Annotated in this window: 22 protein-coding genes; 15 read left to right on the forward strand and 7 right to left on the reverse strand. The window is 61.0% G+C overall.

Annotation, left to right across the window (positions count from 1 at the left end):
- Positions 1-139: 139 nt before the first annotated feature.
- On the reverse strand, positions 140-1660 hold the full coding sequence (gene exaC / locus AO065_RS19615) for an acetaldehyde dehydrogenase ExaC (RefSeq protein ID WP_004885889.1): 1521 nt from the start codon (positions 1658-1660) through the stop codon (positions 140-142).
- Between the two features lie 226 nt (positions 1661-1886).
- Between exaC and mpl the strand changes: the two genes are divergently transcribed.
- The 3 genes from mpl to AO065_RS19630 are packed head-to-tail and all read left to right on the forward strand — an operon-like array spanning position 1887 to position 4139.
- On the forward strand, positions 1887-3236 hold the full coding sequence (gene mpl / locus AO065_RS19620) for a UDP-N-acetylmuramate:L-alanyl-gamma-D-glutamyl-meso-diaminopimelate ligase (protein WP_004885887.1): 1350 nt from the start codon (positions 1887-1889) through the stop codon (positions 3234-3236).
- The gene (ubiX, locus tag AO065_RS19625; protein WP_004885884.1) at positions 3233-3862 is read left to right on the forward strand and encodes a flavin prenyltransferase UbiX; all 630 of its coding nucleotides are present in this window, start codon (positions 3233-3235) and stop codon (positions 3860-3862) included. Before mpl ends, ubiX begins: the two co-directional genes overlap by 4 nt.
- On the forward strand, positions 3855-4139 hold the full coding sequence (locus tag AO065_RS19630; RefSeq protein ID WP_004885881.1) for a YceK/YidQ family lipoprotein: 285 nt from the start codon (positions 3855-3857) through the stop codon (positions 4137-4139). Before ubiX ends, AO065_RS19630 begins: the two co-directional genes overlap by 8 nt.
- Before the next feature lie 158 nt (positions 4140-4297).
- Here AO065_RS19630 and AO065_RS19635 read toward each other — a convergent pair whose 3' ends face one another.
- The 3 genes from AO065_RS19635 to AO065_RS19645 form a co-directional block, all read right to left on the reverse strand.
- A complete protein-coding gene (locus AO065_RS19635; RefSeq protein WP_004885879.1) occupies positions 4298-4939 on the reverse strand; it encodes an oxidoreductase in 642 nt (213 codons plus the stop codon).
- Positions 4940-4966: 27 nt separating this feature from the next.
- Positions 4967-6694 (reverse strand): C13 family peptidase, encoded by a 1728-nt coding sequence (locus AO065_RS19640; RefSeq protein ID WP_004885878.1) that lies wholly within the window; start codon positions 6692-6694, stop codon positions 4967-4969.
- A 138-nt stretch (positions 6695-6832) separates the two neighbouring features.
- Positions 6833-7288: a MaoC family dehydratase gene (locus AO065_RS19645; RefSeq protein ID WP_004885877.1), complete on the reverse strand. Its 456-nt coding sequence runs from the start codon at positions 7286-7288 to the stop codon at positions 6833-6835.
- Positions 7289-7492: 204 nt separating this feature from the next.
- Between AO065_RS19645 and AO065_RS19650 the strand changes: the two genes are divergently transcribed.
- Genes AO065_RS19650 through AO065_RS19660 form a run of 3 tightly spaced genes read left to right on the forward strand, consistent with a single transcriptional unit; the run spans position 7493 to position 9170 of the window.
- Positions 7493-7855, forward strand: coding sequence for a CidA/LrgA family protein (locus AO065_RS19650; protein WP_004885874.1), 363 nt, complete (start codon positions 7493-7495; stop codon positions 7853-7855).
- A 2-nt stretch (positions 7856-7857) separates the two neighbouring features.
- Positions 7858-8568 carry an LrgB family protein gene (locus AO065_RS19655; protein WP_170968973.1) on the forward strand — a complete coding sequence of 237 codons (711 nt, stop codon included), beginning with the start codon at positions 7858-7860 and terminating at the stop codon, positions 8566-8568.
- An 11-nt stretch (positions 8569-8579) separates the two neighbouring features.
- Positions 8580-9170 (forward strand): LON peptidase substrate-binding domain-containing protein, encoded by a 591-nt coding sequence (locus AO065_RS19660; RefSeq protein ID WP_004885870.1) that lies wholly within the window; start codon positions 8580-8582, stop codon positions 9168-9170.
- A 196-nt stretch (positions 9171-9366) separates the two neighbouring features.
- On the opposite strand, the gene AO065_RS19665 is transcribed toward AO065_RS19660, so the two are convergent.
- On the reverse strand, positions 9367-10683 hold the full coding sequence (locus tag AO065_RS19665; protein WP_004885867.1) for a bifunctional DedA family/phosphatase PAP2 family protein: 1317 nt from the start codon (positions 10681-10683) through the stop codon (positions 9367-9369).
- Positions 10684-10686: 3 nt separating this feature from the next.
- Entirely contained in the window at positions 10687-11358 is a 672-nt protein-coding gene (locus AO065_RS19670; protein WP_004885865.1) for a DNA-3-methyladenine glycosylase, read from the reverse strand.
- 271 nt (positions 11359-11629) lie between these two features.
- Here AO065_RS19670 and AO065_RS19675 point away from each other — a divergent pair, with 271 nt between their 5' ends.
- The 8 genes from AO065_RS19675 (at position 11630) to AO065_RS19710 (ending at position 19613) form a co-directional block, all read left to right on the forward strand.
- A complete protein-coding gene (locus AO065_RS19675) occupies positions 11630-12895 on the forward strand; it encodes a glutamate-5-semialdehyde dehydrogenase (protein WP_004885860.1) in 1266 nt (421 codons plus the stop codon).
- Positions 12896-12917: 22 nt separating this feature from the next.
- Positions 12918-13577: a nicotinate-nucleotide adenylyltransferase gene (nadD, locus tag AO065_RS19680; protein WP_161627631.1), complete on the forward strand. Its 660-nt coding sequence runs from the start codon at positions 12918-12920 to the stop codon at positions 13575-13577.
- Positions 13578-13640: 63 nt separating this feature from the next.
- Positions 13641-14027, forward strand: a complete 387-nt coding sequence (rsfS, locus tag AO065_RS19685) for a ribosome silencing factor (RefSeq protein ID WP_004885856.1) — start codon at positions 13641-13643, stop codon at positions 14025-14027.
- A gap of 9 nt (positions 14028-14036) precedes the next feature.
- A complete protein-coding gene (gene rlmH, locus AO065_RS19690; RefSeq protein WP_003313894.1) occupies positions 14037-14504 on the forward strand; it encodes a 23S rRNA (pseudouridine(1915)-N(3))-methyltransferase RlmH in 468 nt (155 codons plus the stop codon).
- A gap of 28 nt (positions 14505-14532) precedes the next feature.
- A complete protein-coding gene (mrdA, locus tag AO065_RS19695; protein ID WP_004885854.1) occupies positions 14533-16428 on the forward strand; it encodes a penicillin-binding protein 2 in 1896 nt (631 codons plus the stop codon).
- A 31-nt stretch (positions 16429-16459) separates the two neighbouring features.
- On the forward strand, positions 16460-17563 hold the full coding sequence (rodA, locus tag AO065_RS19700; protein WP_050562194.1) for a rod shape-determining protein RodA: 1104 nt from the start codon (positions 16460-16462) through the stop codon (positions 17561-17563).
- A 5-nt stretch (positions 17564-17568) separates the two neighbouring features.
- Positions 17569-18588 carry a lytic murein transglycosylase B gene (gene mltB, locus AO065_RS19705; protein ID WP_371306678.1) on the forward strand — a complete coding sequence of 340 codons (1020 nt, stop codon included), beginning with the start codon at positions 17569-17571 and terminating at the stop codon, positions 18586-18588.
- Positions 18588-19613, forward strand: coding sequence for a septal ring lytic transglycosylase RlpA family protein (locus tag AO065_RS19710; RefSeq protein ID WP_004885844.1), 1026 nt, complete (start codon positions 18588-18590; stop codon positions 19611-19613). Before mltB ends, AO065_RS19710 begins: the two co-directional genes overlap by 1 nt.
- On the opposite strand, the gene AO065_RS27485 is transcribed toward AO065_RS19710, so the two are convergent.
- Complete coding sequence (locus tag AO065_RS27485; RefSeq protein WP_232916418.1) at positions 19583-19864, reverse strand: hypothetical protein; 282 nt, start codon at positions 19862-19864, stop codon at positions 19583-19585. The genes AO065_RS19710 and AO065_RS27485 overlap by 31 nt on opposite strands.
- Between AO065_RS27485 and AO065_RS19720 the strand changes: the two genes are divergently transcribed.
- Positions 19857-21017: a D-alanyl-D-alanine carboxypeptidase family protein gene (locus AO065_RS19720; protein ID WP_004885841.1), complete on the forward strand. Its 1161-nt coding sequence runs from the start codon at positions 19857-19859 to the stop codon at positions 21015-21017. The genes AO065_RS27485 and AO065_RS19720 overlap by 8 nt on opposite strands.
- Position 21018: the final 1 nt, after the last annotated feature.

Genomic DNA, 21018 nt, shown 5'->3' on the forward strand with positions numbered 1-21018 from the left:
CCAGACTTGTGTATAACGATGAGCGCTTTGCGTGGTAACGCCGCCCAGGACGCTCCGCGTCCGCTCTCGACTGTCACGCTTAGCGTCACGAGGCGCATGCCCAACGCTGAGCGATGGGCATGATCATCCCGTCAGTGGATCAGAAGAACCCCAGCGGATGGGTGTCGTAGCTCACCAGCAGGTTTTTGGTCTGCTGATAGTGCTCGAGCGCGATCTTGTGGGTTTCGCGGCCGACGCCGGATTTCTTGTAGCCACCGAACGCCGCATGCGCGGGGTAGAGGTGATAGCAGTTGGTCCAGACACGACCGGCCTTGATAGCGCGGCCCACGCGGTAGGCGCGGTTGATGTCGCGGGTCCACAGACCTGCGCCCAGACCGAACTCGGTGTCGTTGGCGATGGCCACCGCTTCGGCCTCGTCCTTGAAGGTCGTGACGCTGACCACCGGGCCGAAGATCTCTTCCTGGAACACGCGCATCTTGTTGTTGCCCTTGAGCAACGTCGGCTGGATGTAATAGCCGCTCGACAGATCACCTTCCAGCTTCTCGACCTTGCCGCCGGTCAACAGCTCGGCTCCTTCGCCCTTGGCGATATCGAGGTAGGAAAGAATCTTGTCGAACTGCTGCTCGGACGCCTGCGCGCCGACCATGGTGTCGGTGTCCAATGGATCGCCGCGCTTGATCTTCTCGACTTTGCGCATCACCGCTTCCATGAACTGGGGATAAATCGACTCCTGCACCAGCGCGCGGGACGGGCAGGTGCAGACTTCGCCCTGGTTGAAGAACGCCAGCACCAGACCTTCGGCGGCTTTCTCGATGAACTCCGGTTCGGCGCTCATGATGTCTTCGAAGAAAATGTTCGGTGACTTGCCGCCCAGCTCCACGGTGGACGGAATGATGTTGTCCGCCGCCAGCTTCATGATATGCGAGCCGACCGGGGTCGAGCCGGTGAAGGCAATCTTGGCGATGCGCTTGCTGCTGGCCAACGCTTCGCCTGCTTCACGGCCATAACCCTGCACAATGTTCAGCACGCCCGGTGGCAGCAGATCGCCGATCAGTTCGATCAGCACGCTGATGCCCAATGGCGTCTGCTCGGCAGGCTTGAGCACAATGCAGTTGCCGGCTGCCAGCGCCGGAGCAAGCTTCCATGCGGCCATCAGGATCGGGAAGTTCCAGGGAATGATCTGCCCGACCACGCCCAGCGGTTCATGGATATGATAGGCCACGGTGTTGCCGTCGATCTCGGCAGCGCTGCCTTCCTGCGCGCGCAGTACGCCCGCGAAGTAGCGGAAGTGGTCGGCGGCCAGCGGGATGTCGGCGTTCAGGGTTTCGCGAATCGCCTTGCCGTTGTCCCAGGTTTCGGTGATGGCCAGGATTTCCAGATTGGCTTCGATGCGGTCTGCGATTTTCAACAGGACCAGCGAGCGGGCCTGCACCGAGGTCGAGCCCCAGGCTTCTGCGGCTGCGTGGGCGGCGTCGAGCGCCTTGTCGATGTCTTCGGCGGTGGAGCGGGGGAATTCGGCGATGGCCTTGCCGGTAACGGGCGAGGTGTTGGTGAAATACTGACCTTTGACCGGAGCGACAAACTCGCCGCCGATGTAGTTACCGTAGCGTTCCTTGAAATTGACGATGGCGCCTTCGGTACCGGGATGAGCGTAACGCATGGTATGTCTCCTGGTTCTTGTTGTGAGGAAGTCTGTATCGATTCAGCTTTCAAACATCTGGCAGCAGGTTATCAAGAGTAGGCTATTTGCCTCGCCTTCGGGACCTGAACTTTAGCCTCATGTCTGTGCGCTCGACCAGACCCTGAGCGACGTGACCGCGGACAAACTCTGGGTGCCATTTCACCGTCCCTACGTTAACCTGCCGGGATGTTCTGAGAGGTTGGTCATGCACATTCATATCCTTGGTATCTGCGGCACGTTCATGGGCTCGCTGGCGGTGCTCGCCAAAGAGTCGGGCCATCGGGTCACGGGCTCCGACGCCAACGTCTATCCACCCATGAGTACGCAGCTCGAAGCCCAGGGCATCGAACTGACCCAGGGTTACGACCCTGCGCAGCTCGATCCTGCGCCGGACTTGATCGTGATCGGTAACGCCCTGTCGCGTGGTAACCCTGCGGTCGAGTATGTCCTGAATAAAGGTTTGCCTTATGTGTCCGGCCCGCAGTGGCTGGCGGACCATGTGCTGCAAGGTCGCTGGGTTCTCGCCGTGGCGGGTACGCACGGCAAGACCACCACCAGCAGCATGCTGGCCTGGGTGCTCGAACACGCAGGCATGAGCCCCGGCTTCCTGATTGGCGGTGTCCCGCAGAATTTCGCAGTGTCGGCGCGTCTGGGTGAAACACCGTTCTTTGTGGTCGAGGCTGACGAGTACGACAGTGCGTTCTTCGACAAGCGCTCCAAGTTCGTCCACTACCGCCCGCGCACCGCAATTCTCAACAACCTTGAGTTCGATCACGCGGACATCTTCCCGGATCTGCCCGCCATCGAGCGCCAGTTCCATCATCTGGTGCGCACCATTCCGAGCGAAGGTCTGGTGATTCATCCGACTACAGAACCCGCGTTGTCGCGGGTCATCGAGATGGGTTGCTGGACACCCGTACAGACCACCGGGCAGGGCGGCCAGTGGCAGGCCCGTCTGTTGAGCGAAGACGGCTCGCGTTTTGAGGTGATCTTTGAAGGCCAGGTGCAGGGCACGGTCGAGTGGGACATGACGGGACAGCACAACGTAGCCAATGCCCTGGCGACCCTGGCGGCAGCGCGTCATGTGGGCATGGTGCCTGCGCAGGGCGTCGAAGCGCTCAGTGCGTTCAAGAGCGTCAAGCGACGCATGGAGAAGGTTGCCGAGGTTCATGGCATCACGATCTATGACGACTTCGCCCACCATCCGACAGCGATTGCCACGACGCTGGACGGTCTGCGCAAGAAGGTCGGCGACGCCTCGATCATTGCCGTGATCGAGCCGCGCTCCAACTCCATGAAGCTCGGCGCACACCGCGACGGTCTGCCGGAAAGCGTACAGCAGGCCGATCAGGTGGTCTGGTATGCGCCTGCCAATCTGGGCTGGGATCTGGGCGCCACAGCGGCCGAGTGTTCGGTGCCTGCGGTGGTCTGTGATTCGCTTGAAGCGATCATTGCGCGGGTCAAGAGCCAGGCTCAACCGGGCACGCATATCGTGATCATGAGCAACGGCGGCTTTGGCGGCCTGCATGGCAAACTGGCCGAGGCCTTGAAATGAGCGGACCAGAGCGCATTACCGTCGCCATGACCGGCGCCTCGGGCGCGCAATACGGCCTGCGTCTGCTGGACTGTCTGGTGCGTGAAGACCGGGAAGTACACTTCCTGATCTCCAAGGCGGCGCAACTGGTCATGGCGACCGAAACCGATGTGCGCCTGCCACCCAAGGCGATGATGATGCAGGCGTTCCTCACCGAGTACACCGGTGCGGCGGCGGGGCAGATTCGGGTCTATGGCCGCGATGACTGGATGTCGCCAGTGGCCTCGGGGTCGGGCTCGCCAAGCGCGATGGTGGTGGTGCCCTGTTCGACCGGCACGCTGTCGGCGATTGCGACCGGCGCCTGCAACAACCTGATCGAGCGAGCGGCCGACGTGACGCTGAAAGAGCGTCGTCAGTTGATTCTGGTACCACGCGAGGCGCCGTTCTCCAGTATTCACCTGGAGAACATGCTCAAGCTGTCGAACATGGGCGCGGTGATCCTTCCCGCATCGCCCGGCTTCTACCATCAGCCGCAGACCATTGATGACCTGGTGGATTTCGTGGTCGCGCGAATTCTCAATCTGCTGAATGTGCCGCAAGACATGTTGCCGCGCTGGGGCGAGCACCATGTCGGTGGCGATGAATAAGCTGCTGGTGATTGCGCTGGCGCTGGTCATGACCGGCTGCGCCACCGCTCGCACGCTTAACGCCGCCAAGCCCGGCGCGCCGGTGGTTTACGCCGGTACGCGGCTCAATATGTATTCGCTGGAGGGCGGTTGCTGTGCGACCGACCGTTTCGGGGCTGAAGCGCCGAGCTATCCGGCACTGGACATGCCGGGCAGCGCCGTCCTCGACACGTTATTGCTGCCGTTGTCACTGCTGACAGCACTGGGTTTCGGTGTTCAGGCTACAGGCGGGCTTTGACGCTCGTTGAATATTGATCGTGCCGATGCTCTGCGCTCATCGTGATACACACATCCGCCTCAACACTGATCGTGCCCAGCGCTCTGCGTCCGCTTTGTGGCGCGGAGCGTCACGGGAGGCGTTGCCACGCTGGAGCGTAGTAACGATCAGGGACTTCTTTATTTCCCCAGCTTGCGCAGCTCATCCGACTCGACAATGCGTTCGCCGTCCTGTTCTTCCAGCGCCAGTCGCCACAGGGCGCGGGCCAGTTGGCAGGCTTCGATCGCGCCGTATTTGCCGGGGATCAGCTTGGCGATGGGCGCGGCCAGTTGCTCGGCCCAGCGGGTTTCCGGGCGATTGCCGACCAATAGAGACGGGCGGGCGATGGTCAGTTGCGGCCAGTCCTGTGCTCTGAGCGCCTGTTCCATCTCGCCTTTGATGCGGCTGTAGAACACGCTGGATCTGGCATCTGCATTGACGGCGCTGATGACAAGCAGGTGTCGGGCACCCAGCTCACGTGCCCGTTTGGCGAAGGCCACAACCAGATCCAGGTCAACGGCCTTGAAGGCGTCTTGCGAGCCAGCCTGTTTGATGGTCGTTCCCAGGCAGCAGAACGCGATGTCCACGCGGCCACCCAGCGACGGCAGTAACGTGTTCAGGTCGCCCACCGGGTTTTCAAGGTGAGGATGCTCTGCCAGCGCCCGGCGTGTGGGGGCCAGAACGCGGCTGACGGTAGGTTCGTTGAGCAGGCGGTCCAGCAGATGTTCGCCGGTCAGGCCAGTGGCCCCTGCGAGCAGGATGTGTTGCGGCGTCAAGTACATAATGTTTCTCCCTTGATACTGATAAGCCTAGCGGCTACTCGAGGTCTTCGCTTCCTTGCGATTCAACGCCGTATTCAGCGCGCGTTCTGCCTGATTCCTGCGCAGCAGTTGCCAGCGGGCAATAACGCCCTTGGGTGCCCAGATCTGCGGCTCTGACGCTTCGAAGTTGTCTTCGGTTTCGCGTCGGGACACGTAGGCTTTGGCGTCATTGAAAGCCTGCTGCAGGTCATCGGTTTCGACCAGCGCCCTGCCGAATAGTGCATCACCAAAATAGGTGAAGTCGGCCTCTTCCGAACAGCCGAAGGAAACACGGTCAGCGCGGGACGCGGTCATGATCACCGTTCGCTCGTCTTTAAGGTCCGGGATGAAGCCGCCTGAATAGCAGGCCGAGATCACCACGACTTTGTCGCGGTTTTTCAGCGGAGCCAGCGCTGCAGCCAGTGCGTCGGCAGGCAGGTCGGCCAGTGACAGGCGCGGCTGGTCAAGCACCAGTTCGTGGTCCTGCGTGCCGTGACTGGTCAGGTAAATGAAGATCAGGTCTTCTGGGCCGGTGCGCTGTGCCAGCGTCTGCACGGCACGGGTGATGGTCTCGCGGGTCGCCATCGGCCGGTCGTCCATATGGTCGCGATGATTGACCAGGCTGATCTGCCCGACTGCGCCAAAACGCGTGGCCAGCAGGTTGCTCACGTAATCCGCTTCGCGCATGAACACGCTTTGCTTGCCGTCGCCGCCCACCACCAGGCTGTACAGTTCGGGTGCAGCGGTGGAGGCGGGCACGGCAGCCAGCGCCTTTTCCAGCAGCGAACCCTGCGCAAGCAGACCTGTTTCCAGCGCGTCGGGCAACAGCTTGCCCCTGGCGTCGCGGATACGTTGACCGTTGGCCCAGATGCCGCTCTGCACCGTGCCGTCGGCCGCGGTCAGCACGCCTTTGCCTTGATAGGTGTCATCGGCAAACTCACCGACATAGGTGCTGCCGTCCGGCAGGTGCAGCTTTCCCTCGCCTGCGAAGCGCCAGTTATCGAAGCTGCCCTGATAGCGGCTGCCGTCGGAACCGAGCAGTTCGCCCTTGCCGGTCAGTGCGCCTTCCTTGAATTCGCCGCTCCAGACGTCGCCGTCACTGTTTTCATAGCGACCCTGGCCGTCGAGCTGACTGTTGCGAAAGCGGCCAACGTACTGGTCGCCGTCCGCGCTGGTGAAACTGCCGTTGCCCTGCAACTGGCCATCGACGAACATGCCGCTGTACTGATTGCCGCTGGCGTCACTGCGTATGCCTTCGCCGTTGGGCTTGCCGTTGGCGAACAGGCCTTGGTACTGGCTGCCGTCCTCCAGTTCCAGGCGGCCCGGGCCGTCATACAGGCCGTCCTTGAACTGGCCGCGGTACAACAGGCCCTTGTCCTTCTGGGTGCCTTCGCCTTCGCGGCGACCCAGCCTGAAGCCGCCGACATAGCTGGCGCCGCTGCTGGTGGTGAGCTTGCCCTGGCCGTTGAACAGGCCCTGTTCGAAGCCGCCCTTGTAAATGTCGCCGTTGCTTGCATGCAACTCGCCGATGCCTTGCCTCTGGCCGCGATCAAACTGGCCTTCGTACCAACTGCCGTTGGGGTAATCGATCCGGCCCTGACCCTGCAGCACGCCGTCGACCAGATCGCCACGGTAGCGCCCGCCATCCGCGAGACGGCCGTCTGGAGGCAGCAGTGATTCGCCATCACCGCAGCCTGCGATCAAGAGTGTCAAAGCCAGTGGGGCGAGCGCGCGCATGTGAGATCCCGGAAGAGTGATTCAGGATTGAGCGTGGCTCTGCTTTTGCAGATGTTATGTCTCAACCGTCGGCGAGTATGCCGCAGTGAGTAACGGGTACGAAACAGTCTGTTACGACTGTTTCGTTTTTCAGACAGGTTACACGAAGCACATCGACAGCGGCTCGGCGACAAAAGCCGGTTTTTCCTGTCCCTCGATCTCCATGGTGGTGGTCGCCTTGAGCAGCCACTGGCCGGGCTTCTTCTCGGTAGCATCGGTCAGTTCGACCTTCAGGCGCACACGGGAATTGACCAGCACCGGCTGAACGAAGCGCACGGTATCCAGTCCGTAGTTGATCACCATCTTCATGCCTTCGGGCAGTACCAACAGATCACCCATCAGTTTGGGGATGAGCGACAGCGTGAGAAAACCGTGAGCGATGGTTGCGCCGAACGGGGTGTTTGCAGCCTTGACTGGATCGACGTGGATGAACTGAAAATCCCCTGTCGCCTCGGCGAACAGGTTGATGCGTTCCTGATCGATGGTCAGCCAGTCGGAACATCCCAGTTCCTTGCCGATGTAGTTCTTGAGCTCTGTAACCGGTACAAAAGGCATTTCACTCTCCTTGTCATGTGATGTTGTAGCGTGACGCCGCTGCCCGCGTAGGACATTGCCTGCGGGCGAACCACTAGATCAGCAGAGGGTTGCAGGTTGGTCAAGGAACGTCATGCAGGCGAATACCTGCACATAGGCACTGGCGCGTCATGTTTATAATGCGGCCGAGAATTCGCCGGATCTGTCTAGTGTGCTGGAGTGCTCATGTTGCTAAGGGGTTTGACCTGGCTGGTGCTGTTCCAATTACTGGGGACAGCGCTCAACCATTTGTTTCTATCAATACTGCCAGGGCCGATCATCGGTCTGGTGCTGCTCATGGCGTTTCTGATGATGCGCGGTGAGGTCAGCGAGCACGTCAGCGTGGCCGCGAGCAGTCTGCTGCGTTACCTGCCGTTGTTGCTGGTGCCGCCCGCAGTGGGCGTGATGGTCTACGCGGGCGCCATTGCTCAGGATTTCTGGGCCATTTTCGGCACTTTGTCGTTGTCGCTGATGATTTCCCTGACGTTCGCCGGCTGGCTGATGCAGAAGCTCATCGAGCGTCAGGCCCGCCGTCGGGAGCCGTCATGAGTCTGGACTGGCACGGCGCGTGGGTCTCGGTGATCCATCATCCGCTATTCGGCATTGCCATCACGCTGGGCGCCTATCAACTGGCCATGGCGGCCTACGAGAAAACCCGCTGGCTGTTTCTGCAGCCGGTGCTGGTCTCGATGCTGGTGGTGATCGGTATTCTGCTGACGTGTGGTCTGGACTACGCCGAATACCGTAAAAGCACTGAAATACTCGGGGTTCTGCTCGGGCCGGCCACCGTCGCGCTGGCGGTGCCGCTTTATCTGAATCTGCGCCGCATTCGGCAGTTGTTGTGGCCGACCTTGACTACGCTGGTGATTGGCGGCGTTTTTGCCACAGGTCTTTGCGTGGGACTGGGCCTGTTGTTCGGCGCTGATCACATGATTCTGATGACCATGGCGCCCAAGTCGGTGACCTCGCCCATCGCCATGCTGGTAGCGGAGCAGATGGGTGGCGTCGCAGCGCTGGCGGCGGTATTCGTATTGATTACCGGCGTGTTCGGTGCCATTTTCGGCCCCGGTCTGCTGTCGCTGGCGGGTGTCGAGAATCAGGCTGCACGGGGCATGGCCCTAGGTCTGACAGCGCATGCGGTCGGGACTTCCGTCGCGCTGCAGGAAGGAGAAGAATCAGGGGCTTTCGCTGCACTGGCGATGAGCCTGATGGGGGTTGCGACGGCAGTGTTTCTGCCGTTGGCGATGTCGTTGGTCGTTTAAAGGGGCTTTTTATGACGTTGCCTTTGTTTCCATTGAACGCTGTGCTGTTTCCGGGTTGCGTGCTTGACCTGCAACTGTTCGAGGCACGCTATCTGGACATGATCGGCCGCTGCATGAAGCAGGGCGCAGGGTTCGGTGTGGTGTGTATCACTCAGGGGAGTGAAACGGGCTCTGCTCCCGGCGGCTACTCGCTGATCGGCTGCGAGGCGCTGGTTCAGGATTTTCAGCAGCAGGACAATGGCCTGCTGGGTATTCGCGTGGTCGGCGGACGACGCTTCCGCGTGGTGGCCGCAGAGGTGCAGCGCGATCAGTTGCTGGTGGCAGACGTGGAGTGGCTGGACGAGCCCGAAGAGCGCCCTTTGCAGGAAGAGGATGCCGATCTGGTTGCGCTGCTCGAAGCGCTGGCCGAACACCCGATGGTTGCGTCGCTGAACATGGGCGTCAGTGCCACGGGTCAGCAGTCGCTGTCCAATCAGCTGGCGTATCTGCTGCCGTTTACTGAAGAAGACAAGATCGAACTGCTGGAAATCGACGATCCGGAAGAGCGCCTGGATGCCATTCAGGAATTGCTGGATGAGATGCAGGGCGATCTGCAGGCCTGAGCCTGCGTTGGCATTCCGCCCGGGAGGCTCCGCACTCCATTACGTCCGGTCACGCAGATGTTTCGGTGTGACCCCTTGGACGCGGAGCGTCCCGAGATGCATTCCCACGCTGGATGAAGGAACGATCAGCGTTAGGGCCTGAAGTCGTATGAATGATCGTGCCCACGCTCTGCGTCGGAACGATCAGCGTCAGTCCTCAATACTGATAACGCAGCACCCCGTGCGACAGGGCGTGCACGGCAAACGAGCCGAGCAGGGCGGTCAGGGCCGGGATAATCAGCCACCAGACTTTGGGTGACATGGCTGGCAGCGACTCGTTGCGCTGGATGATCGCAAGACTCGCGGCGCAGATGCAGAACGCCAACAGCATGCCTGCCAGGATATCCGTCGGCCAATGCACGCCCAGATATACCCGCGACAGGGCAATCGCCAGTGCCGGAATCCCGAAGACCAGCAACCACGTCAGCCGCAGCCGCACCGGCTGGCCACGTCCGGCCAGCACCGCGACGGTCATGAACAGCGCGAATGCCGCCGAGCTGTGCCCGCTCGGCATGCTGTAAGTGGTGAGCGGATCGAGCAGCACTTCCGGGCGAGCCCGCGCAAAGAATGCTTTCAACGTGCCATTGGCAATAGCGGTGCCCAGTGTGGTCGCCAGCGCGAACGCTGCATGACGCCATTGTCTGGCGATCAGCAGCACAATGATCAGCAACGCGGCAGCAAACAGCTGAGTCCTGAAGTCGCCCAGTCCAGTGACCAGCACCACAATGTGTTGAGCCGTTTCGCTGCGGTGCTCCTGCACCAGCGTCATGAGTCCATTATCGAAATCCTTCAGGTACGGCCAGCCCACGAACAGCGAGGCGACCAGCAGCAGGCTGGTCAGCGAGATCACTTTGGTTGCATAACGCTTCTGGCGAATGCTGCTTTGAATGCTGAGCCCGATCAGCAGTGCCAGACCTGCGCCGACTACAGCGGCCTCTGGCCAGAAGCCGTCCGGCAGCGGCAACCGGATGGCCGCACCGGCGGCCCAGCCCGGCATCAGGTAGGCAATCGACCAGCCGGCGGCGGCCACTACGCTCACCGCCGCAAAGCGCGGGAACGGCATGTCGCACATGCCTGCGATCATGGGCAGCATTGGCCGCAGCGGGCCGATGAAGCGCCCGACCAGCAGGCTGGCGATGCCGTATTTGTGGAAATAGGATTCCGCGCCCGTCATCCATTCCGGATGGGTGCGCAGCCCCGGTAACTGGCGGATTCGCTGATGGAAGCGACGGCCGATGAAGTACGACACTGCGTCGCCCAGCAATCCGCCAAGAAAACCCAGCAGCAACACCTCGCTCAACGGCAGGATGCCGCTGCCGGCCAGTGCGGCAATGGCAAACATGATGACAGTGCCCGGCACGACGATCCCGACAATCGCGACGCATTCTATGAACGCCACCACAAAGATCGCGACGGCGACCCACGAAGGGTTTGCCGTCAGCCAGCCAGTCATGCCATTGAGCAGTTCGCCCATGGGTCAGTTTCCTTGATCGAGAAGTAAGTAGTCGCGGCCTTCGACCTGGCCGCGTCTGAGAGGATTTCGAGTACAGAAGCGGGCGTAATCGGCATCGACGAAGCGATACATCAGGTGCTCATCGCGCCCGGTGGGAATGCCCAGTCGTGTGGTCTGGATGATACGGGTCGGGTGCTGGCCGACATCCTCGACCAGAAGCTTCTGTGGATCGAAACGCTTTGCGTCCCACATCGGCACTTTAAGGCCCAGCGCCTTGCACAGCAGCGTCTGACCCGCACACAGTCGCTGTGGAGGGCGGATGGCACCGCTGGCTTCAGGGTTGTTCAACTGCATCTGTGCCAGCGCGTTTTCATCGCTGACCGAGTCGGTCCATGGGTACGCCGACTTGATCAGCACCGCATTGCCCGGCCCTTCGGCGCTGAAATTCAGCGAGTCGCCGCCCCGGGCGTAATACATATAAATGTGCCCGCCTTCGAGAAACAGCGCCTTGCGCTTCTCGGTGTAGCCCAGCGAGGCGTGGCTGCCTTTCTCGGCGCAGTAGTAGGCTTCGGTCTCGATGATGCGCGCCGCCAGCCACAGCTCGCCGACCTTGTGCCGGATAACCTTGCCCAGCAGCTCGCGCGCCAGGGTCTGGGCGTCGCGATGAAAGAAGCTGTCGGGAAGTGCGGTCGGCATAGGCTGGCAACTGAAATAGGAGGCTGCCGATAATAACAAGCGCTGCTTGAATTGCAGCTGAATGTGTCGTGTCGGCAGACTTTGTTGTTTCTGAAAGTGACTGGGCTCAGGCACGCCTGATGCGTGTCATGGCGGCATCTCGACCGTTGCGAATGGCGACAGTTGCAGAAAAGTGCGCACTGTTATCGACCATCCGCCTGTCTGCGCTGTCGTTCGAGCGGCACGACAGCTATAATCGGCCGCTTTCCTCTTTGCCAAGACCACTGAGACCATGACTGAGTCCGTTCTTGACTACATGACCCGCCTGGGTCGCGCCGCCCGTGAAGCTTCGCGAGTGATCGGCCGTGCCAGCACTGCGCAGAAAAACCGCGCGCTGCTGGCCACTGCCGCCGCTCTGGACGAAGCCCGTGCCGAGCTGTCCGCCGCCAATGCGCTGGACCTGGCCAACGGTCAGGCCAACGGTCTTGAGCCGGCCATGCTGGAGCGTCTGGCCCTGACCCCCGCACGCATCGACGGCATGATCGTCGGGTTGCGTCAGGTCGCCAGTCTGCCGGACCCGGTCGGCGCGATTCGCGACATGAGTTATCGGCCGTCGGGTATTCAGGTTGGCAAGATGCGCGTGCCGCTGGGTGTTGTAGGCATCATCTATGAGTCGCGTCCGAACGTGACCATTGATGCCGCCAGTCTGTGCCTGAAGTCGGGTAACGCGACCATCCTGCGTGGCGGATCAGAAGCCATTCATTCCAATCGCGCGATTGCCGCCTGCATCGAGCGTGGTCTTGCCGACGCCGGGCTGCCTGCTGCCGTGGTGCAAGTGGTCGAAACCACTGACCGCGCTGCCGTGGGTGCGCTGATCACCATGCCCGAGTACGTGGACGTCATCGTCCCGCGTGGCGGCAAGGGCCTGATCGAGCGCGTCAGTCGTGACGCCCGTGTACCCGTCATCAAGCATCTGGACGGCATCTGTCACGTTTACGTGAGTGCCCATGCCGATCTGGCGAAGGCGCAGAAGATCGCGTTCAACGCCAAGACCTATCGCTACGGTATCTGCGGCGCGATGGAGACCCTGCTGGTCGATCAGACCGTTGCCGCCGAGTTTCTGCCGCCCATGGCTGCGCAGTTCCGTGAGAAGGGCGTCGAGCTGCGTGGTTGCGAACGCACCCGTGAGCTGATCGACGTCGTTGCGGCAACCGAAGAGGACTGGCACACCGAGTACCTGGCGGCGATTCTGTCGATTCGTGTCGTTACTGGTCTGGATGAAGCCATTGAGCACATCAACCATTATGGTTCGCATCACAGCGATGCCATCGTGTCCGATCACCAGGGTCAGACGCGCCGGTTCATGGCGGAAGTCGACTCGAGTTCGGTGATGGTCAACGCGCCGACCTGCTTTGCCGACGGCTTCGAATACGGGCTGGGTGCCGAGATCGGCATTTCTACTGATAAGCTGCACGCCCGCGGACCGGTCGGCCTGGAGGGGCTGACCTGCGAGAAGTACATCGTGATCGGTGACGGTCAGCTGCGCGGACAAGCCTGACTTGAGCGAGCCCATGACAACGCTGCCCAGACGTATCGGCATGCTTGGGGGCACGTTCGATCCGGTTCATATCGGCCATTTGCGCGGTGCGCTGGAAGTGGCCGAACTGCTGGAACTCGATGAGTTGCGCCTGACGCCCAGCGCCAGGCCCCCGCATCGCGACATGCCGAGTGTCACGGCCGAGGATCGTCTGGCGATGGTCCGCAGTGCAGTGCAAGGCGTGTCACCCCTGACGGTGGATGACCGTGAACTGAAGCGGGACAAACCGTCGTATACCCTCGACACCCTGGAATCGATGCGCGCCGAACTCGCGCCTCAGGACCAGTTGTTTCTGTTGCTGGGTTGGGATGCCTTTTGCGGGCTGCCCTCCTGGCATCGGTGGGAAGAATTGCTGGAGCACTGCCATATCGTGGTGCTGCAACGCCCGGACGCGGACAGCGAGTCGCCGGATGCCATGCGCAACCTGCTGGCGGCACGCGCAGTCAGCGATCCCAAAGCCCTGAAAGGGCCGGGCGGCAACATTACATTCGTCTGGCAGACGCCTTTATCGGTGTCTGCCACCCAGATCCGTCAACTGCTGGCCAGCGGTAAGTCGGTACGTTTTCTGGTGCCAGACGCGGTACTGGCCTATATCGATGCGCACGGGCTTTACCGTGCGCCGAACACTGATGGGTCGCCCTGAAACTGCTTTTTTTACAGATAAGCGTTTGGGCGCTCCCACACATACGAGCTGAATGAGTTTTATATGACAAAGCAAAAAATGAGCAGTGAAGAAGTCGTCGCCGTGGCAACCGCCGCACTGGAAGACGTCAAGGGCGCAGACATTCTGTCCATCGATGTCCGTGACAAGACCAGCATCGCCGACTACATGCTGATCTGCACCGGTACGTCCAATCGCCAGCTGAATGCACTGGTCGACAGCGTTCGCGAGAAGGTCAAGGCTGCCGGCCTCATGCCGCTGAGCGAAGAAGGCAAGGGCGACAGCGACTGGGTCCTCTTGGACCTGGGCGACGTTATCGTTCACGTGATGACTGCCGCTGCACGCCAGTTCTATGACCTGGAACGCCTGTGGCAGGGTGCCGAGCAAAGCCGCGCTGCCAGCGCTGCGCACCATACTCCGGGTAACGAATAAGGCATTATCGTGCGTTTGCGTCTGATTGCCGTTGGTTCGCGCATGCCCAAGTGGGTGGAAGAAGGTTGGCATGAGTACGCCAAGCGGATGCCGTCCGAGCTTGCGCTTGAACTGGTGGAAATTCCGCTCAATACCCGTGGCAAGAACGCCGACGTCGCGCGCTTTATCCGTCAGGAAGGCGAAGCGATGCTGGCGAAGGTGCAGCCGGGCGAGCGCATTGTCACGCTGGAAGTGCAGGGCAAACCGTGGAGCACCGAACAGCTGGCGGTCGAACTTGATCGCTGGCGCCTGGATGCACGCACGGTCAATCTGATGGTGGGCGGCCCCGAGGGGCTTGCGCCGGAAGTCTGTGCCCGCAGCGAGCAACGCTGGTCGCTGTCGCCGCTGACCTTGCCGCATCCGCTGGTGCGTATCCTGATCGGTGAGCAGATGTATCGCGCCTGGACAGTTCTGTCCGGGCACCCTTATCACAAGTAGCATCGTTTTTACTGTGAATACGGCCTAAATGTCTCAACCGATCCGCCTCAAAGACCATGAGAAAGACGCACGCCTGGTGCGCGGCAGGGTCGTGTTCGGTGCTGTGGCGGTCGTGTTGCTGGTGTGCGTGCTGATCGCTCGCCTGTATTTTCTGCAGGTCATTCAGTACGACTACCACTCGACACTCTCGGAAAACAACCGTGTTCACGTTCAGCCGATCCCGCCCAGCCGGGGCCTGATCTATGACCGCAACGGCGTCGTGGTGGCGGACAACCGGCCCAGTTTCAGTCTTTCGGTTACGCGTGAGCGTTCCGGCGACTGGTCCGCAGTGCTGGACACCATCGTCGAGATACTGCAGCTCACGCCTGACGACCGGATCATTTTCGAAAAACGCATGAAGCAGGGGCGGCGTCCATTTGAGCCCGTTCCCATTCTGTTCGAGCTGACGGAAGAGCAGATTGCCCTGATTGCGGTCAATCAGTTCCGCCTGCCGGGCGTCGAGGTCGTGGCGCAACTGGTCCGGCATTATCCGCAGGGGCCGCATTTCGCGCATTCGGTCGGCTACATGGGCCGCATCAACGAGAAAGAGCTTAAAAGCCTCGACCCGGTCAATTACAGCGGCACCCACCATATAGGCAAGACCGGCATCGAGCGTTTCTACGAGCCCGAACTTCACGGTCAGGTCGGTTACGAGGAAGTCGAAACCAACGCTCGCGGCCGCGTATTGCGGGTGCTCAAGCGTACCGATCCGATCCCCGGCAAGGACATTGTCCTGAGCCTGGACATCAATCTGCAGGAAGCAGCGGAGGCTGCGCTGGGCGGGCGTCGCGGCGCCGTCGTGGCGCTGGACCCGAAAACCGGTGAAGTGTTGGCGATGGTCAGCGCACCCAGCTTCGACCCGAACCTGTTCGTGACCGGTATCAGCTTCAAGGCGTACGCCGAGCTGCGTGATTCCATCGACCGGCCGCTGTTCAACCGGATTCTGCGCGGGCTCTATCCACCGGGTTCGACCATCAAGCCTGCGGTCGCCATTGCCGGTCTTGATGCAGGTGTCGTGACACCGGGATCGCGGGTGTTCGATCCGGGTTTCTATCAACTGCCCAATTACGACCACAAATACCGTAACTGGAACCGTACCGGTGACGGCTGGGTCGATCTGGACACCGCGATCATGCGCTCCAACGACACCTATTTTTACGACCTGGCTCACAAGCTGGGCATCGATCGGCTTTCCACGTACATGAACAAGTTCGGCATCGGCCAGAAAGTCTCCCTGGACATGTTCGAAGAATCCCCAGGCCTGATGCCGTCCCGTGACTGGAAACGAGCCACTCGCCGTCAGGCCTGGTTCCCCGGCGAGACCCTGATTCTCGGTATCGGCCAGGGCTACATGCAGGCCACGCCGCTGCAACTGGCCCAGGCCACTGCGCTGGTGGCCAACAAGGGCGTGTGGAACCGGCCGCATCTGGCCAGAACCATCGAAGGCAAGCCGCCCGTGGACGAGAACCCGATGCCGAATATCATTCTGCGCGACCCGGCCAACTGGGCCAGGGTCAACCACGGCATGCAGGAAGTGATGCACGGTGCGCGCGGCACGGCGCGCAAGGCAGCCATCGGTGCGCAATACCGTATCGCCGGCAAGAGCGGTACGGCACAGGTCGTGGCGATCAAGCAGGGCGAGAAGTACGACCGCACCAAGGTTCAGGAGCGGCATCGTGACCACGCCCTGTTCGTCGGCTTTGCGCCCGCCGACAATCCGAAAATCGTCGTCGCAGTGATGGTGGAGAACGGCGAGTCCGGCTCCGGCGTGGCGGCACCTGTTGTTCGTCAGGTAATGGATGCCTGGCTGCTCGACGAGAACGGCCAGCTCAAGCCTGAGTACGCCGATTCCATGAATCTGGAGGCTGCGGCCCGTGAAGAGTAATTTCGACCGCATCCTGTCCAGCGAAGATGTGATGCGCCGCCGCGCCACTTTTTTGCAGCGCATTCACATCGACGGTCCGTTGCTGATTCTGCTGCTGACGCTGGCGGCGGGCAGCCTGTTCGTTCTGTATTCGGCGAGCGGCAAGAACTGGGACCTGCTGATCAAGCAGGCCAGCTCGTTCGGCATCGGTCTGGTGGCCATGGTCATCATCGCCCAACTGGAACCCAGGTTCATGGCCCGCTGGGTGCCGGTCCTGTACGTGATTGGCGTGCTGTTGCTGGTGGTGGTGGACGTCATGGGGCACAACGCCATGGGCGCGACGCGCTGGATCAACATTCCGGGTGTCATCCGTTTCCAGCCTTCCGAATTCCTCAAAATCATCATGCCGGCGACCATCGCCTGGTACTTGTCCAAGCGGACATTGCCGCCGCACCTCAAGCATGTGGTGGTGAGCCTGGCGCTGGTCGGGGTGCCGTTCATTCTGATTGTGCGCCAACCGGACCTCGGGACTTCGTTGCTCATTCTGGCATCGGGTGCCTTCGTGCTGTTCATGGCCGGTCTGCGCTGGCGCTGGATCATTAGCGTACTGGCGGCAGCTGTGCCGGCGGCCGTGGCGATGTGGTTTTTCTTCATGCACGACTATCAGAAGCAGCGCGTCCTGACCTTCCTTGACCCGGAAAGCGACCCGCTGGGCACGGGCTGGAACATCATCCAGTCCAAGGCGGCCATCGGTTCGGGCGGCGTCTTCGGCAAGGGCTGGCTGCTGGGCACCCAGTCGCACCTGGACTTTCTGCCGGAAAGCCACACCGACTTCATCATCGCGGTACTGGGCGAGGAGTTCGGTCTGGTGGGCATCTGCGCGTTGCTGATCATCTATATGCTGCTGATCGGTCGCGGGCTGGTGATTACCGCCCAGGCGCAGACATTATTCGGAAAGTTGCTCGCAGGGGCGCTGACCATGACGTTTTTTGTTTACGTTTTCGTCAACATCGGTATGGTCAGTGGCCTGCTGCCGGTTGTAGGTGTCCCGCTGCCCTTCATTAGTTACGGCGGAACTTCGCTCGTGACCCTACTGTCAGCGTTTGGGGTTTTGATGTCGATCCATACGCATCGTAAATGGATCGCTCAGGTTTGATTAAGGTGAACAACTCAATGCAAGCAATGCGTAACTGGGCTCGATATGCTCCGGTGGTCGGCCTGGTGGGCATCCTTGGATCGGTGCAGGAGAGCATTGCCGGGGATTACGATGGCTCGCCTCAAGTGGCCGAATTCGTCGGCGAGATGACCCGTGACCACGGTTTTGCCGGCGAGCAGTTGATGGGGTTGTTCCGGGAGGTCGAGCGCAAGCAGGCCATCCTCGATGCCATTTCCCGTCCTGCCGAGCGCGTGAAACAGTGGAAAGACTACCGCCCGATGTTCATCACCGACACGCGCATTGCCCGCGGCGTCGATTTCTGGCGTCAGCATGAGGCCGCCCTGGCGCGTGCCGAGCAGGAATACGGCGTTCCGGCGCAGATCATCGTGTCGATCATTGGCGTTGAAACCTTCTTCGGTCGCAACACCGGCAATTACCGCGTGATCGATGCACTGTCGACGCTGGGTTTCGACTATCCGCCCCGCGCGCCGTTCTTTCGCAAGGAACTGAGAGAGTTTCTGCTGCTGGCGCGTGAGCAACAGGTCGATCCGTTGACGCTGAAGGGGTCCTACGCCGGTGCCATGGGGCTGCCGCAATTCATGCCGAGCAGCTTTCGCGCCTACGCCGTGGATTTCGACGGCGACGGCCATATCAATATCTGGACCGATCCTGATGATGCCATTGGCAGTGTGGCCAGCTACTTCAAGCGCCACGGCTGGGTGGGCGGACAGCAGGTCGTCAGCCGCGCCGATGCCCGTGGCGACCGCGTTGACGAGGGATTGAGCCCTGGTCTTGATCCGGTCATGTCGGTCGGGGAGTTGCGAGGGCTGGGCTGGGCGAGTCATGATGCGCTGCGCGACGACATGCCGGTGACAGCGTTTCGCCTCGACGGCGACAAGGGTCCCGAATACTGGATGGGTTTGAACAATTTTTATGCAATCACCCGTTATAACCGCAGTGTGATGTACGCCATGGCCGTGTATCAGCTGTCTGAATCGTTGGTTCAAGCTCGAGGCGTCAAGTAATGCGGGCATTGCCGATTCGTACATCATTGAAATTACTGGCGTTCTCAGGGTTGGCCCTGCTGGTCGCCAGTTGCTCGTCTCCATCGCGTACCACGCAGCAGTCGCCCAAGGGCGGCGCGGTGGTGCGCTCGATGCCGGGCCTGGACATCAACCGTGCCCACAAGGACGGCGCGCCGTGGTGGGACGTGGATGTTTCACGCATCCCGGACGCGACGCCGACCCTGCACACCGGTCCCTACAAGGCCAACCCTTATACCGTGCTGGGCAAGACCTACTTCCCGATGAGCGAGTCCAAGCGCTATGTCGCTTCGGGCACGGCGTCCTGGTACGGCACCAAGTTTCATGGCCAGAACACCGCCAACGGCGAGGTCTACGACCTTTACGGCATGAGCGCGGCGCACAAGACGCTGCCACTGCCCAGTTACGTCAAAGTGACCAACCTGGACAACAACCGCACGGTGATTCTGCGGGTCAACGACCGTGGTCCGTTCTATTCGGATCGCATCATCGACCTGTCCTACGCTGCTGCGAAGAAGCTGGGTTACGCCGAAAGCGGTACCGCGCGGGTCAAGGTCGAAGGTATCGATCCGCAGGAGTGGTGGGCACAGCGCGGCCGCCCTGCGCCGCTGATGCTCAATCAGCCGCAAGTGGTGGCACAGGCGACACCGCCTGCGTTGAGTACCTCCACCGGAACGGTCGAACAGTACACCCCGCCACCTCAGCAACACGCTGCTCCCGTCGTGCCTGTACAGGTTGACGCAAAAAAAAACGATTCAGGACAAGCCGCTGGGCTATTTCTCCAGGTCGGAGCCTTCGCGAATCCGGACGCTGCGGAGCTCCTGAGGTCGAAGCTGAGCGGGATGGTTCGAGCGCCGGTTTTCGTGAGTTCGATAGCACGCAATCAGCAGACGCTTTATCGCGTGAGGATGGGACCCGTAGGCACGCCGGGTGAAGCCCAGCAGTTGCAGGACAGCGTTCGGTCGGCCAACCTCGGTCAGCCGAGCGTGGTGACATCGGACCAGTAACGGATTTTATGACAGTCGCCCTCCGGCAGTAGTGGAGGGCGAGCTGCAGTTGCAGGCTTCGCGCTTTTGCCTTCGAGCAGGCGATGCAGGCAACTGCCCACGAGGTCGTGTGTCGAACAGACGACTTTGTCAGCCAGGGTTACAGCCTGGCGCCACGAGCCGTACCGAAGTGTTTTCGCTTCGCCGGTCTGTTCAGCTTTGCCCGCAAGGGCATGTTTGCCCATTAGCATTTTCGAGAGACGGATGAACATCACCACCTTTGCAAAACGTTTGTGCCTGCTTGTACCCCTGATAATCACTCCGGCTGCCTGGGCCGCAGAACAGATGACTCCGGCCGCGCCGCAGCTGGCCGCCAAGGCCTATGTGCTGATGGATGCCACCAGTGGCAACGTTCTGGTCGAGAACAACGGTGATCAGCGTCTGGCGCCTGCGAGCCTGACCAAGCTGATGACCGCGTACATCGCGACCCTGGAAATCCGTCGTGGCCAGATCGGTGAAAACGATCCGGTGACCATCAGTGAAAACGCCTGGCGCACAGGCGGTTCGCGGATGTTCATCAAGGTGGGCAGCCAGGTGACCGTCAGCGATCTGCTGCACGGCATCATCATCCAGTCGGGTAACGACGCCAGCGTTGCGATCTCCGAGCACATCGCCGGTAGCGAAGACGCGTTCGCCGACATGATGAACAAGACGGCTGGCGACCTGGGCATGACCAACAGCCACTTCATGAACCCGACCGGTCTGCCGAACCCTGATCACTACTCGTCGGCTCACGACATGGCCAAGCTGGCCCGTGCGATCATTCACGAAGATCCGGCTCACTACGCGATCTACTCGCAGAAAGAGTTCTTCTGGAACGGCATCAAGCAGCCTAACCGCAACCTGCTGCTGTGGCGCGACAAGACCGTTGACGGTCTGAAAACCGGCCACACCGAAGAGGCCGGCTACTGCATGGTGTCTTCCGCCGTTCGTGACGGCATGCGTCTGATTGCCGTGGTATTCGGTACCAACAGCGAACAGGCTCGTGCAGCCGAGACCCAGAAGCTGCTGACCTACGGTTTCCGCTTCTTCGAAACCCAGAACTTCTACCAGAAGGGCACCGAACTGGCCCAGGCTCCGGTCTGGAAAGGTACGGCTCGTCAGGTCAAGGCCGGTCTGGCTGAAGACCTGAGCATGACCATGCCAAAAGGCGACATGAAGAAACTGTCTGCCAGCATGACCATGAACCCGCAACTGGTTGCGCCAATCGCCAAGGGCGACGTGATCGGCAAGGTTGAAGTGAAGATGGAAGACAAGGTGGTTCACACCGCTAATCTGATTGCGCTGGAACCTGTCGAGGAAGGTGGCATTTTCCGCCGCGTGTGGGATAGCATCCGCCTGTTCTTCTACGGCTTGTTCAACTGAC

This window comes from Pseudomonas viridiflava (assembly GCF_001642795.1).
GTDB lineage: Bacteria > Pseudomonadota > Gammaproteobacteria > Pseudomonadales > Pseudomonadaceae > Aquipseudomonas > Aquipseudomonas viridiflava.

Excerpts from the sequence above, each read along its gene's own strand:
- exaC (WP_004885889.1), bottom strand. The coding sequence starts at position 1,660 with ATGCGTTACGCTCATCCCGGTACCGAAGGCGCCATCGTCAATTTCAAG.
- mpl (WP_004885887.1), top strand. The coding sequence starts at position 1,887 with ATGCACATTCATATCCTTGGTATCTGCGGCACGTTCATGGGCTCGCTG.
- ubiX (WP_004885884.1), top strand. The coding sequence starts at position 3,233 with ATGAGCGGACCAGAGCGCATTACCGTCGCCATGACCGGCGCCTCGGGC.
- AO065_RS19630 (WP_004885881.1), top strand. The coding sequence starts at position 3,855 with ATGAATAAGCTGCTGGTGATTGCGCTGGCGCTGGTCATGACCGGCTGC.
- AO065_RS19635 (WP_004885879.1), bottom strand. The coding sequence starts at position 4,939 with ATGTACTTGACGCCGCAACACATCCTGCTCGCAGGGGCCACTGGCCTG.
- AO065_RS19640 (WP_004885878.1), bottom strand. The coding sequence starts at position 6,694 with ATGCGCGCGCTCGCCCCACTGGCTTTGACACTCTTGATCGCAGGCTGC.
- AO065_RS19645 (WP_004885877.1), bottom strand. The coding sequence starts at position 7,288 with ATGCCTTTTGTACCGGTTACAGAGCTCAAGAACTACATCGGCAAGGAA.
- AO065_RS19650 (WP_004885874.1), top strand. The coding sequence starts at position 7,493 with ATGTTGCTAAGGGGTTTGACCTGGCTGGTGCTGTTCCAATTACTGGGG.
- AO065_RS19660 (WP_004885870.1), top strand. The coding sequence starts at position 8,580 with ATGACGTTGCCTTTGTTTCCATTGAACGCTGTGCTGTTTCCGGGTTGC.
- AO065_RS19665 (WP_004885867.1), bottom strand. The coding sequence starts at position 10,683 with ATGGGCGAACTGCTCAATGGCATGACTGGCTGGCTGACGGCAAACCCT.
- AO065_RS19670 (WP_004885865.1), bottom strand. The coding sequence starts at position 11,358 with ATGCCGACCGCACTTCCCGACAGCTTCTTTCATCGCGACGCCCAGACC.
- AO065_RS19675 (WP_004885860.1), top strand. The coding sequence starts at position 11,630 with ATGACTGAGTCCGTTCTTGACTACATGACCCGCCTGGGTCGCGCCGCC.
- rsfS (WP_004885856.1), top strand. The coding sequence starts at position 13,641 with ATGACAAAGCAAAAAATGAGCAGTGAAGAAGTCGTCGCCGTGGCAACC.
- mrdA (WP_004885854.1), top strand. The coding sequence starts at position 14,533 with ATGTCTCAACCGATCCGCCTCAAAGACCATGAGAAAGACGCACGCCTG.
- rodA (WP_050562194.1), top strand. The coding sequence starts at position 16,460 with ATGCGCCGCCGCGCCACTTTTTTGCAGCGCATTCACATCGACGGTCCG.
- AO065_RS19710 (WP_004885844.1), top strand. The coding sequence starts at position 18,588 with ATGCGGGCATTGCCGATTCGTACATCATTGAAATTACTGGCGTTCTCA.
- AO065_RS19720 (WP_004885841.1), top strand. The coding sequence starts at position 19,857 with ATGAACATCACCACCTTTGCAAAACGTTTGTGCCTGCTTGTACCCCTG.
- AO065_RS27485 (WP_232916418.1), bottom strand. The coding sequence starts at position 19,864 with ATGTTCATCCGTCTCTCGAAAATGCTAATGGGCAAACATGCCCTTGCG.